Source organism: Aeromonas sp. sia0103 (genome assembly GCF_963895295.1).
GTDB classification, from domain to species: Bacteria; Pseudomonadota; Gammaproteobacteria; order Enterobacterales; family Aeromonadaceae; genus Aeromonas; species Aeromonas encheleia.
Window position 1 is genome coordinate 1,164,331 of the sequence record NZ_CAWQKG010000011.1, and the last position, 12,763, is coordinate 1,177,093.

At 65.0% G+C, this 12,763-nt stretch carries 11 protein-coding genes; 7 read left to right on the forward strand and 4 right to left on the reverse strand.

The annotated features are described in order from the left end of the window. Positions 1-20: 20 nt before the first annotated feature. The gene (locus AACW18_RS07920) at positions 21-1,031 is read right to left on the reverse strand and encodes a helix-turn-helix transcriptional regulator (RefSeq protein WP_218388293.1); all 1,011 of its coding nucleotides are present in this window, start codon (positions 1,029-1,031) and stop codon (positions 21-23) included. A 228-nt stretch (positions 1,032-1,259) separates the two neighbouring features. Between AACW18_RS07920 and AACW18_RS07925 the strand changes: the two genes are divergently transcribed. From AACW18_RS07925 to AACW18_RS07935, 3 genes are all read left to right on the forward strand, one after another. Then, entirely contained in the window at positions 1,260-3,284 is a 2,025-nt protein-coding gene (locus AACW18_RS07925; protein WP_218388294.1) for a glycoside hydrolase family 3 protein, read from the forward strand. A 197-nt stretch (positions 3,285-3,481) separates the two neighbouring features. Continuing rightward, positions 3,482-4,327, forward strand: coding sequence for a deoxyribonuclease IV (gene nfo, locus AACW18_RS07930; RefSeq protein ID WP_218292158.1), 846 nt, complete (start codon positions 3,482-3,484; stop codon positions 4,325-4,327). 21 nt (positions 4,328-4,348) lie between these two features. Further along, positions 4,349-5,350, forward strand: coding sequence for a Gfo/Idh/MocA family protein (locus AACW18_RS07935; RefSeq protein WP_218388295.1), 1,002 nt, complete (start codon positions 4,349-4,351; stop codon positions 5,348-5,350). Between the two features lie 69 nt (positions 5,351-5,419). On the opposite strand, the gene AACW18_RS07940 is transcribed toward AACW18_RS07935, so the two are convergent. After that, positions 5,420-6,334 (reverse strand): LysR substrate-binding domain-containing protein, encoded by a 915-nt coding sequence (locus AACW18_RS07940; protein ID WP_218388296.1) that lies wholly within the window; start codon positions 6,332-6,334, stop codon positions 5,420-5,422. Between the two features lie 104 nt (positions 6,335-6,438). On the opposite strand from AACW18_RS07940, the gene AACW18_RS07945 reads away from it, so the two are divergent. From AACW18_RS07945 to AACW18_RS07960, 4 genes are all read left to right on the forward strand, one after another. Further along, complete coding sequence (locus AACW18_RS07945; protein ID WP_042653770.1) at positions 6,439-7,428, forward strand: TDT family transporter; 990 nt, start codon at positions 6,439-6,441, stop codon at positions 7,426-7,428. A 262-nt stretch (positions 7,429-7,690) separates the two neighbouring features. Continuing rightward, positions 7,691-8,680: a lauroyl-Kdo(2)-lipid IV(A) myristoyltransferase gene (lpxM, locus tag AACW18_RS07950; protein WP_218388297.1), complete on the forward strand. Its 990-nt coding sequence runs from the start codon at positions 7,691-7,693 to the stop codon at positions 8,678-8,680. A gap of 152 nt (positions 8,681-8,832) precedes the next feature. Further along, positions 8,833-9,828, forward strand: a complete 996-nt coding sequence (locus AACW18_RS07955) for an LpxL/LpxP family acyltransferase (RefSeq protein WP_218388298.1) — start codon at positions 8,833-8,835, stop codon at positions 9,826-9,828. Between the two features lie 208 nt (positions 9,829-10,036). Then, positions 10,037-10,897, forward strand: a complete 861-nt coding sequence (locus AACW18_RS07960) for a PA4780 family RIO1-like protein kinase (protein ID WP_218388299.1) — start codon at positions 10,037-10,039, stop codon at positions 10,895-10,897. Between the two features lie 105 nt (positions 10,898-11,002). Here the strand turns inward: AACW18_RS07960 and AACW18_RS07965 are convergent, their stop codons facing one another. After that, positions 11,003-11,881, reverse strand: a complete 879-nt coding sequence (locus tag AACW18_RS07965; protein ID WP_218388300.1) for a pirin family protein — start codon at positions 11,879-11,881, stop codon at positions 11,003-11,005. A gap of 80 nt (positions 11,882-11,961) precedes the next feature. Beyond that, positions 11,962-12,735: a DUF3106 domain-containing protein gene (locus AACW18_RS07970; protein ID WP_218388301.1), complete on the reverse strand. Its 774-nt coding sequence runs from the start codon at positions 12,733-12,735 to the stop codon at positions 11,962-11,964. Between the last annotated feature and the right edge of the window lie 28 nt (positions 12,736-12,763).

Consider the following 12,763-nt stretch of genomic DNA (forward strand, 5'->3'; position numbering starts at 1 on the left):
GAGTGGGCGCCGACCCGCACTCAGAGCCGGCAGCGCCGTGATCGGTACTGGCTGGGGGATTGATCGAAGGCCCCCTTGAAGAAGCGGCTGAAGCTGCTCTGGCTGGCGAAGCCGAGCCGACCGCCTACCTCCTGCAGTTGCAGGCCGGGATCCTGCAGCAGGCGGCAGGCCTCCTCCCGTCTGACCTGATCCAGCAGCGCCGAGAAGTGGCAGCCCTCCTCGCGCAGGTAACGATTGAGGGTCCAGCGGGTCAGCTTGAGCGTCTCGCAGATCTCGCCGAGCAGCCGGTGGGGCTCGCCGTCCCCCTGCCAGAGCCGCAGCCGGATCAGCGCCAGCACCCGCTCACGGTAGCGGGTCGGCGGGTGGAGCAGGCTCATCTGGTTGCCAAGCTCCCCCAGCAGCAGGGGCTGCAGGGCCAGGTTGTGGCCGGCATAGGCGAGATCGAGCAGGGCGGCGGGGAAGCGCAGCTCAAAGCCCGCTCCCAGTTGCAGCCGCCCTCCCAGCCAGGCGGCCAGCTCGCGCCACAGCTTGGGGCGCACCGGCGTCGGCAGCACCAGCTGGCCCTGCCCCGGGTGGTAAAACTGGAGCAGGGCATAGAGGTGGCAGAGGTTGGCCAGGCTGCTGATGGCGATCACGTCCGGGTGAGCGGACTCCGAATGGTAGCTGAGCCTGGCTTGTCCCTCTTCCTCCCGCAGGAGGATCCGGTCGCACTCGCCGATCAGGGGGCGGTAGGAGAGGAAGAAGTGCAGTGCCTGGCGCAGGGTGGCGGCGTTGCAGCAGAGGCTGGCCAGGGGCAGGAAGTCGGCAAACAGCCCGGTCAGCGAGGGGGGCGCCCAGCCGCGGGCGAGATCCGCATGGGGGGCGACCTGGGCCAGCAGCCGGAAGTGGCGCTGGGCATCGATCCTGCCCTGGGGCAGCTGCAGCTCTTCTCTGGCTATCCCGGCGGCGAGCAGGAGCTGGGCCGGATCCCGCCCTTGAGTCTGCCAGTGGGCGAGGCAGTGCTGGGCTATCCGGTTGGAGACTGTCTTCACGGCGAAATCCTTGTCAGCGGTGGCCCACCATGATCCAGCACCGGCCACAAATTGCTGTGACCCAGGTGCGGTTAATTGTTTCAATATTGTAACCAAGCGTAATCCTGCAACCCTTTTCACAGTTTTGCATGCTGCTCCCAGCGGGCAATTTCCTGCACCCGTCGGGCAAGTGAAGGGACTGGCTTTTCCATACAGTGGCCTGACCTACACACATGGAAGGTCACAATAATGAAATACCACCGTCTCGCCCTGACCATAGGCGCCCTGCTGCTGGCCGGGTGCAACAATGACAACGACTCCACCCCCAAGCCCGAGCAACCCAACCTGGGGCACCGCTCGGCGGCCCTGATCGAGCAGGATGGCCTGCAATTCAAGGATCTGGATGCCAGCGGCGACCTGACCCCCTATGAAGACTGGCGCCTCGGCGCCGACGAGCGGGCGCGGGATCTGGTGGCGCGACTCACCCTGGCCCAGAAGGCGGGGCTGATGATGCACGGCACCCTGGTGCTGGACGGGGAGGGGCGGGTCAATCTGGCCGCCATGGACAAGATGCTGAAGAGTGATGGGGTCAACACCTTCATCACCCGCATGGCCGGCGATCCGGCGGCGATCGCCGAGGACAACAACCGGCTGCAGGCGCTGCTGGAGGGGGTCGGCCTTGGCATCCCGATGACGGTCAGCACAGATCCGCGCAACCATTTCACCCATGATCCCAATGCCACCAGCATCGGCGCCGGCGCCTTCTCCCAGTGGCCGGAGACACTGGGTCTCGCCGCCATCGGCGATGCCGCCCTGGTGCAGCGTTTCGGCGACATCGCCCGCCAGGAGTACCGCGCCGTGGGGATCCAGGAGGCCCTGTCACCCCAGGCGGATCTGGCGACCGAGCCGCGCTGGGGCCGCATCAACGGCACCTTCGGCGAGAACAACCAGCTCGCCAAGTCCTTGGTCAAGGCCTACATCGAGGGCTTCCAGCAGGGGAGTGACGGCATAGGCCCGCAGAGCGTCGTTACCGTGGTCAAGCACTTCGCCGGGGCCGGCCCGCAGAAAGACGGACTGGATGCCCACAACCCCTGGGGCAAGGAGCAGGTCTATCCGGGCGGTCAGTTCGCCTACCATCTGGTGCCCTTCGAGGGGGCCTTCGAGGCCAAGGTGGGGGCTGTCATGCCCTACTATGCCCTGCCGGAGGGCTTGACCCATGAGGGACAGGCCATCGAGGAGGTGGGCTTTGGCTTCAACCGCCAGATCCTGACCGAGCTGTTGCGGGGCCACTTCGGGTTCGAGGGGGTGGTGCTCAGCGACTGGGGCATAGTCAACGACTGCAACGCCCGCTGCGAGGAGGGGTTGAGTCAGGAGGAGGTGGCGGCCGGCGTCAGCCCCTGGACTGTGCCCTTTGGCATGTCCTGGGGGGTGGAGAACCTGACCAAGGCCCAGCGCTACGCCAAGGCCATCGCCGCCGGGGTGGATCAGTTTGGTGGGGTGGAGGATCCGGCCCCCCTGCTGGCGGCCGTACAGGCGGGTCTGGTGACCGAAGCGGCGGTGTCGAACTCGGCCCTGCGCATCCTCGAGCAGAAGTTTGCACTGGGGCTGTTTGAGAATCCCTACGTCGATGCCCAGGCGGCGGTGACCCTGGTCGGCAACAGCGCCTTCCAGCAGGAGGCCCAGGCCGCGCAGGCGGCGGCCCACGTGCTGCTGAAGAATGACGGCGCCTTGCTGCCACTCAAGGCCGAGGGCAAGCGGGTCTATCTCCATAACGTCAATGCCGAGGTGGCGACGGCCAATGGCTATAAGGTGGTGACGGATCTGGCCCAGGCCGATCTCGCCATCGCTAGGGTCAATGCCCCCGGCGAGCAGGATCCCCGCTTCCCGTTTGGCAGCATCCACTTCGGTCAGCTTGGCTTCGCCAGCAGCGATCAGGTGGAGCAGGAGACCGCCCATGAGGGGGTCTACCATGGGGCGGACGAGCTGGCCGCCATCCAGGCCATCGAGCAGGCCGGGGTGCCGCTGGTGCTGTCGGTCTATCTGGACAGGCCCGCCATCCTGACCGAGGTGGCCCCTGCGGCCCAGGTGCTGCTGGCCAACTTCGGGGCCCTGGATCAGGCGCTGTTCGATGTCATCAGCGGCAAGGCCAAGGCCAGGGGCAAGCTGCCGTTCGAGCTGCCCTCCAGCTGGCAGGCGGTGCTGAACCAGCAGTCGGATGTGGCGAGCGACTCTGCCAGCCCGCTCTACCCCTATGGTGCCGGGCTTGACTATTGAGTCATGACTGACCACCACCCTGAACGAGGCGCCTGCGGGCGCCTTTTCTATGGTGGCCATCGACAATCCCGGTTTGGCGCGGGCGGGGGGCTTGGGCATAATGGCGCCTCACAACGCAGACCCCATGAGGCGCCGCATCGGACGTTCAGCTTGGCGCGGGTCTGCCTGATGACGGTTCACAGTGCAGAGGAGATGTTATGAAATTTATCGGAGCCCACGTCAGTGCGGCCGGCGGGGTGGAAAACACCATCGCCCGCGCGCAGGCCATCGGGGCCAATGCCTTCGCCCTGTTCACCAAGAACCAGCGCCAATGGCAGGCGGCGCCGCTCTCCGAGGCCAGCATTCGCGCCTTCAAACAGGCCTGCGACAAGGCGGGCTTTCGCCCCGAGCAGATCCTGCCCCACGACAGCTACCTCATCAATCTGGGTCATCCCGACCCCGATGCCCTGGCCAAGTCCAGGGATGCGTTTCTGGACGAGATCAAGCGCTGCGAGCAGCTTGGCCTCTGCTACCTCAACTTCCATCCCGGCAGTCACCTGAAGCAGATCCCCGAGGCCGTCAGCCTGAAACTGGTGAGCGAGTCCATCAACTGGGCGCTGGAGCGCAGCCAGGGGGTCAGCGCCGTGATCGAGAACACCGCCGGGCAGGGCACCAACCTCGGCTGGTCGTTCGAGCACCTGGCCACCATCATCGACGGGGTGGAAGACAAGAGCCGGGTCGGCATATGTTTCGACACCTGCCACGCCTTCGCCGCCGGCTACGATCTGCGCAGCGCCGAGAGCTGTGCCCAGGTGTTTGCGGATTTCGATCGCATCGTGGGCTTTCAGTACCTGAAGGGGATGCACATCAACGGTGCCAAGTGTACCTTCGGTAGCCGGGTCGACCGCCACCACAGCCTGCTGCAAGGGAATCTGGGGGAGGCGGTGTTCCACCACATCATGAACGATGCGCGCTTCGACGGCATTCCGCTGATCCTGGAGACCATAGACGAGACGATCTGGGGTGACGAGATCCGCTGGCTGCGCAGTCTGGCCAAGGCATAACCTGTGCAGGAGAGAGAACGGATGCAAACAGAGGAACTGACAGGGGCGCCACTGCGCTGGGGCATCGCCGGGGCGGGGGCCATAGCGCGCCGTTTCTGCCAGGATGTGAACCTGCACGCCGGCGCGGGCCGGGTGGTGGCGATCGCCGCCCGTGATCAGGGGCGGGCGAACGCGTTTGCCCGGGAGCAGGGGCTGGCGCTGGCCTACGGCTGCTACCAGGCGCTGGCCGAGAGCACCGAGGTCGATGCCGTCTATGTGGCGTTGATCCACCCGGAGCATGCCGGGCTGATCAGGCAGATGTTGCTGGCGGGCAAGCACGTGCTGGTGGAAAAACCCGCCGTCACCCGGGTGGTGGATTGGGATGCGCTGGTGGCGCTCGCCCATGAGCGCGGCCTCTTGCTGCTCGAGGCCATGAAGGTGATGTGCTTCCCGGCCATGCGCACCCTGCTGGCGCGGCTGCCCGCCTTGCCCGCCCCCCGCTCGCTGCGGGCGGCGTTCGGCTCGGTGCAGGAGCGAGGCGGCAAGCTGTTTGATCCTGGCCTGGACGGCGGCGCCGCCTGGGATGTGGGCGTCTATCCGCTCTGGCTCTATGCCGCCTTCTGTGAGCGACTGGGGCTGGCGGCGGGAGAGCCCGAGCTGCGTCTGGTGCGGGCCGAGGGGGAGGTGGATCTCGCGGCGCACTTCGTGTTTAACGGGCCCCTTGCGGCCGAACTCGGCGCCTCCATAGTCGAGGATCTCGACAAGAGTGCCTATCTGAGCGGAGATGTGAACGGAGAGCGCTGGGAGCTGGTACTGGAGGGCAAGTGGTGGAACCCGCAGCATGTTCGCCTGCTATCCGCCGGGCCCCTGGCCCATTGGCCTGAGGATATTCACCTGCCGGTGCTGGGGGGCGGCATGCAGCATGAGGCGGATCACTTCGCCGATTGCGTCCGCCAGGGGCTGCTGGACTCCCCCTGGCTGCCCCAGGCCCTGAGCCGCCGGGTGCTGGGTTGGGTCGAGGCGGGGCTGCAGAGCGGGCGCTGAGTGGCTCGGAGCCATCCTGTCTGACCGAATGAAAGAGGGCGCCACGGCGCCCTCTTCGTCATGGGTCTGTCAGGGCGTCGGAGTGCCGGCTCGTGCCTGCTCAGGGCCCTGCTGGCTGCGGCAAAATGCCAGGAAGCGGCGCAGGGCGGCAGAGTGGTACTTCTGCTTGTGCCAGATGAGGGAGAGTCGGCGGGGGAAGGACTGGCTGAGGGAGAGCGCCACCAGACGGCTGCTCTGCAACCGATCCGCCACCGCCAGCCGGGAGACGAAGGAGAGGCCGAGGCCATGCTCCACCGCCAGCATGACGGCCTCCAGGGTGTTGAGCTCGAGCCCCGCCCGCCAGTGCGGCAGCCTGGGCTGGAGCTGCTGCTCGAACTGCTCGCGGCTGCCCGACTGGGGCTCGCGCAGCACCCAGGTTTCACCGTCGAGCCGCTCGGGGGAGAGGGCCGCGTGCGCGGCAAGGGGGTGGGTTGGCGGGGCTATGATCAGCATCTCGTCCTCGAGCCAGGGCTCGGTCACCAGATCCGGGAGATGGTTTTCTCCCTCGATCAGCGCCAGATCCAGCTCGAAGTTGGCGAGGGCATGGCACAGCAGATGGGTGTTGGCGATGGTCACCCTGGGGGGCAGCCCCAGCTCGTGGGCGCTGTCGGCCAGCAGGCTCGGCAGCAGGTAGTTGCCTATGGTCTGGCTGGCACCGAGCCGCAGCTGGCCGCTGGGCTCGGCATCCGGGCGAAACAGCTGTTCTATCTCCTGCATCCGGGTCAACAGCTCCTCGGCGGCCGGCTGCAGCAGGCGCCCCTCGTTGTTGAGTTGCAGCCGGGGATGCACCCGGTCGAACAGCGGGGTGGCGAGCTGGCGCTCCAGCTCCTGCAGCGACTGGGAGACGGCACCCTTGCTCAGGCAGAGCTCGCCCGCCGCCAGCCCCAGGTTGCCATGGCGGGCTATGGTGGCGAACACCTTGAGTTGTTGCAGGGTCAGCTTCATTTTTGTTTGGTTTTCCTGAACGCTTAATTCAATTCATTTAGATATCGTAAACGATAGACCCTCATTATCCTATGCACATCGTCATCAATAAGAGGGTATCAGACATGATCGCAAGAACCCGCCGCTCCCTGGCCGCCGCCCCGACCCCCATGGCAGGGCTGGCACTCGGGATCGCCAGCCTCGGCTGGTGTTGGGAAAACGCCGGTCAGTTCGATGGTCGCCTGCAACTGCTGGGCGGGGCCATCGCCGCGGCCCTGCTGCTGATCCTCACCTGCAAGTTCGTGCTGCACCCGCGGCTGCTGTGGCAGGATCTGGCTCACCCCGTGGTCGGCAGCGTGGTGCCCACCTATGCCATGGCCACCATGGTGGTCTCCAAGGCTGTCGGGTTGCTGGCGCCGGCGCTCGGCCAGGGGCTCTGGCTGTTTGCGGTGGTGCTGCACCTGCTGTTCCTGGCCACCTTCATCTGGCACCGGGCCAAGGCGTTCGAGCTCCATCACATGGTGCCGAGCTGGTTCGTGCCGCCGGTCGGGATCATAGTGGCGGACGTCGCCTATCCGGGCGGCCCCTTCGCCGGGCTGGCCAACGGCCTGCTCTGGTTCGGCATGATCTGCTACGGCCTGATGCTGCCGCTGATGCTCTATCGCCTGATCTTCAGCCACGAGGTGCCGGACGCCGCCAAGCCGACCATCGCCATCCTGGCCGCTCCCGCCAGCCTCTCCTTGGCCGGCTACCTGACCGTGAGCCAGGATCCGTCGCTGCTGCTGGTGGCCACCCTGCTCGGGATAGCGCTCCTGATGACGGGGATCATCTACCTGGCCTTCGTCAAGCTGCTGCGCCTGCCGTTCTCGCCAGGGTTTGCCGCCTTCACCTTCCCGCTGGTGATAGGTGCCACCGCCCTGTTCAAGGTGGCTCATCTGCTGGCGCAGTGGCCTGAGGCGGCTCACTATGCGGCGCAGATCACCCGGCTGGCCTATGTCGAGCTCGGTGTGGCGACCCTGATCGTCGGTTACGTGGCGCTGCGTTACCTGATGTTCTTCCTGCCACTTGGCCAGGCGCGCATGACGGTGGCAAACCCGCCTCTGGCGCGTCGTTAAGGGCCTGATCGGACTCGGCGAACTGTCCAATCTTGTCATCGGCAAAACACCTCCTCATGCGGGGTGTTTTGCATTGTACATGGCCGGCTGAGTCGCTTTTCTGAACGGGAGGGCCGCCCTCGGGGGAGGGGCGCCAGGCCCCTTGGCCAGAGGCGTGAGCGGGATCAGGAAGCCGATGATTCAGGTGACATTAAGATAGCTTTAACTGGTATTACCTGTCAGGATTGCCACAATTGCCCATTTTCATCATTCGATAGTATCCATGTCCTCCCAAGATCCCGTTTTTGACTCCTCTTTTCAGCCCCGTTTGCTGCGTCCCCGTTACTGGCCGAGCTGGCTGGCCCTGGGTGCCCTCGGCGTGTTCGCCTTCGTGCCGCCGCGCTGGCGCGACAGGCTGGCCGACGCCCTGGCGCCGCTGGTGCTCAAGATCTCGAAGAAACAGGTCTATATCGCCAGGACCAACCTCGCCATCTGCTTCAAGGAGAAGAGCGAGGCCGAGCGGGACGCCATCCTGATGGCCTCCGTCCGGGTCGGCCTCAAGAGCCTGCTTGGCTTCGGCGAGTTCACGGTGCGCAGCCCAAAATACCTGATGAAACGGATCCAGGTGAGCGGCTGGGAGTACATAGAGGCGGAGCAGGCCGCCGGTCGACCGGTGATCCTGGTGGTGCCCCACAGCTGGCCCATCGATGCGGCGGGTTACTACTTCTCCCAGCGTGGCGTGCCCATGTGCACCATGATGAAGAGCGCCCGCAACCCGGTGTTCGACTGGCACATCAACCGTGAGCGGGCCAAGAATGGCTGCCGTGTCTATGAGCGCAGCGCCGGCATCAAGCCGGTGATCAAGGCGGTCAAGTCCGGCCTGAGCTTCTTCTACCTGCCGGACCAGGATCATGGCCGCGAGGCGAGCATCTTTGCCCCCTTCTTCGACTATCCCAAGGCGACCCTGCCGGCCCTGCCACGGCTGGTGAAGCTGACCGGCGCCAAGGCGGTGCCGGTGCTGGCCTGCTATGACGAGGCGGCGCACTGCTACAAGCTGGAGATAGAGGCCCCCTTCGCCGACTACCCGAGCGAGGATCTGCTGGCCGACACCTGTCGCATGAACGATTGCGTCGAGCGGCAGCTGACCCGTCACCCGGGGCAGTACATGTGGTTCCTCAAGATCTTCGATACCCGCGAGGGGCAGGAGGGGCCGGATGGCCTCTACGAAGAGGGGATCCGGCGCATTCGCCGTGGGCTCTCGCCCCATCCCTGAACCCCAGCTTAATGCGCAGTTGCGAATGGCCCCAAGTGGGCCATTATTTATTTCTAACTAGTCTGATCAGTGACTTGGCGGCGGCTCTGGGCGGCCTTGGAGTAGAAAAAAATGTCAGGATCACTAAAATAACCCTCTGTTTTGATGATTCGATGGCGACCATGTCCTCACAAGATCCGGTGTTCGACACCTCATTTCATCCGCGCCTGTTGCACCCGCGTCTGTGGGGAAGCTGGCTGGCACTCGGCCTGCTCTCCCTGTTGGCCTGGACACCGGCCCGCTGGCGGGACAGGTTGGCCGACGGGCTGGCGCCCGTGCTGCTGCGGTTTTCCAAGAAACAAGTCTATATCGCCGAGACCAACCTCAAGATCTGCTTCCCCGCACTGGATGCGGCCGGGCGCAAGCGGCTGTTGCTCAAGTCCATCCGGGTCGGCCTCAAGACTTTCATGGGCTTTGGCGAGCTCACCTGGCGCGGCAAGACCTTCCTCAAGAGTCGCATCAAGGTGCGTGGCTGGGAGCATATAGAGACCGAGCTGGCCGCCGGACACCCCATGATCTTGGTGGTGCCCCACACCTGGGCGGTGGACATGATAGGTCGCTACCTGACCGATGAGGGGGTGCCGCTGTGCACCATGATGAAGAGCCCCAAGGATCTTGTGTTCGACTGGTATATCAACCGCGAGCGCAGCAAGGGCGGGCGGGTGTATGAGCGCAGCGTCGGCATCAAGCCCGCCATCAAGGCCCTGCGAGGGGGGGACAGCTTCTTCTACCTGCCGGATCAGGATCATGGCCGCGAGGCGAGCCTGTTCGTGCCCTTCTTCGGCCATCCCAAGGCCACCCTGCCGGCCCTGCCCAAGCTGGTGAAGCTGACCGGTGCCAGGGCGGTGCCCATCCTGGCCTGTTATGACGAGGATGAAGGCTGTTATCGGCTGGAGGTGGAGCCGCCCTTCGACCCTTATCCCACGGCGGATCTGGTGGCGGACGTCAATGCCATGAACCGTATGGTGGAGCGGCAGCTCAGCCGCTTCCCGGAGCAGTACATGTGGTTTCTCAAGATCTTCGAGACCCAGGAGCATCAGGAGGGGGAAGACGGCCTCTATGAAGAGGGGATCCGGCGCATCCGGCAGGGGCTGCCCCCCGAGCCCTGACCGGTGCGGTCCTCACAAAGGTGGCTTGGCGGGCATGATAGTGTCTCATTTGTCGCCATTTTCTGCGCCCTCCGGCCGGTCCGGACGGGAAGAGGCGGGGGATAGCGACGCCAGAGGGATATGGGATGGGAAAACGAGGCTGCGCCGGACTGTCTTGTCCTACGCAAACAAGGTGCAAACAAGGTGCAAATAAGGTAAAAGGGCGGTCATGAAAATTCCAAATCGAATCCAACCTCTGGTTGATGACGGCCTGGTCGACGATGTCATCAGCCGGCTGATGAGCGGCAAAGAAGCCGACGTCTATGTGGTGCGCTGCGGCGACGAGATCCGCTGCGCCAAAGTCTATAAAGAGGCGGCCAAACGCAGCTTCAAACAGGCCGTGGTGTATCAGGAAGGGCGCAAGGTGCGTAACAGCCGCAGCGCCCGTGCCATGGAGAAGGGCTCCAAGTACGGTCGCAAGCAGCACGAAGAGGTGTGGCAGAACACCGAGGTGGACGCCCTGTTCAAGCTGGCCGCCGCCGGCGTGCGGGTGCCCAAGCCCTATGTCTGCCTCGATGGCGTGCTCCTGATGGAGCTGATCACCGACGAGGAGGGCAATGTGGCGCCCCGCCTCAACGACGTGGCGCTCAGCCCCGAGCAGGCGCTGGCCGATCACGCCAAGGTGATCCGTTACGTGGTGCGCATGCTCTGCGCCGGCCTCATCCACGGGGATCTCTCCGAGTTCAACGTGCTGGTGGATAGCAAGGGCCCCGTCATCATCGATCTGCCCCAGGTGGTGGACGCCGCCGCCAACAACCAGGCCAAGGCGATGCTGGAGCGGGATGTCAACAACATGCGTAACTACTACGGCATGTATGCGCCCGAGCTGCTCCAGACCCGTTATGCCAAGGAGATGTGGGCGCTGTTTGAAGATGGCAAGCTCAGCCCGGAGAGCGAGCTGACCGGCCTGTTCGAGGAGAGCACCGAGGCCATCGATCTCAGTGCCGTGCTGCACGAGATCGAGAGTGCGGAGGAGGAGGCGATGGAACGCCGTGCCCGCATGAAGGCCGAGCAGGAAGAGGAGTTCTGAGGTCAGGATCCCTCGACTCGTCTCTCTCATCCCTCATCAAAAAGAGCGCCCCTGGCGCTCTTTTTGTTTTGCGGTCCTTGATCAGCGGATGACGGGATCGGCGGATCAGAGCCCGACCAGCGGCGGGGCGACCAGGGGTGGCCCCGGGTAGCCGGCGACTTTGCCAAAGCGCGGGTGACCGTGCGCCCAATCCTCGGCGGCGCTGCGGATCTCCTCCCTGTCAAAGCTCACGAAGTTCCACCAGATCTGCAGCGGCTGGGTCAGGGGCTCGCCGCCGATCAGCAGCAACCGGGCGCCGGCTGCCAGCTCGACCTCCAGGCTCTGCTCACCCGGCGGCAAGTAGATGAGCTGCTCGGGGGCGAGGGGCTCCCCGGCGATGCTGACCTGACCCTGCAGGGCGAACAGGCCGTGCTCGAACGCGGGATCGAGCGCCAGCCGCAGGCGCTGCGCCTGGCGACTGTGCAGGTCCAGCCCCAGGATGGGGGAGAAGCAGAGGGTTGGCGCGCTATGGGCCTGATAGTCACCGATCAGCAGGGTGAAGCGGGTCTCGCCCTCCTGCCAGCTGGGCAGCTCGGGGTAGTGATCGAAGCGGGGGCGGGTATCCTTGTCCGCCTCGGGCAGGGCGATCCAGAGTTGGGCGGCATGCAGATCGGGGTGGCCCGCCACCGACTCCTCGGTGTGCACTATGCCGTTGCCGGCGGTCATCAGATTGACCTGCCCCGGGCGGATCAGTTGCTCGTGCCCCAGGCTGTCGCGGTGCAAGATCTCCCCAGCCAGCATCCAGGTGAAGGTCTGCAGACCGATGTGAGGGTGGGGTCCCACGTCCAGACCCGCATCCCCAGGGGCGAAACGGGTCGGCCCTATGTGGTCGAGAAAACACCAGGGGCCTATGGTGCGCCGCTCCTTGACCGGGATGGCGCGGGCCACCGGGATGCCGCCCACGTCGGTGAGGCGGGAGGGAATGCGTTGCCACTGTTGTTCCATGTCATGCTCCTTGCTGGGCGGTGATCCTGCTGCATCAGGATAGTGTATCCCTCACGCTCGCCGAGAGGGATGGGTCAGGGCTAGCGGCGGCGGCCTCCGCCTCCGAAGCTGCGCATGGGGGTGAAACTCGGCCTTATCGCCGGTCTGACGGTGGGTATGCGCACCGGGGTGACCATGGAGCGGGGAAGGTGCGGTCTGGCATCCACCCTGGACGGGGTCCCGGGGGTCAAGATGCCGTTATTTGTCTTGGGCAGGGTGGAGGGCATCAGTGCACCATTATTGACCCTGGGCGGGGTGGAGGGCAGCAGGCCGCCGTCGACCTTGGGCTGTGTCCTGGGTGTCAGCAAGCCGTTGTCGACCTTGGGCCGCTGCGTTGGTGCCAGCATGCCGTTCTCCCCCCTGGGGAGAGTGCCGCCCTTGTAGTCCAATGGCGAGCGGGGGCCTTTGTCGGGGTTGCTCAGGCTCGGTCTGTTCTGGCGGTTGTCACGCAGGGCCTGTCGTTGCTCCGGTGTCATGGCATTCCAGCGCGTCGCCAGCTCCCCCCGCAGCGCGGTCAGATCCGGCTGGCCGTTGTTGTCCTGCCAATCCTGGTACTTGTCCTTGATCTCCTGCTGGCGCTCTTCATCGAGCCCGCTCCACCATTTCTTGATCAATTCGTCGAAATCCCCCTCGTTATCACAGCACCAGGGGTAGTGGTCATCCCAGTAATGGTAGTAATCGTCATACCACCAAGGATAGGAGCCATAGTAGCTGCCATAGGAAACACCGACGCCGGCAGTGCCGACCGTTGAAGAGGTCGTCGAGCAGCCGGCGAGGCTCAGGGCCAGCAGGGAAAGCAGCAGGGCGGTACGCATGGGAACTCCTGGGAGGGGGCGAGACCAT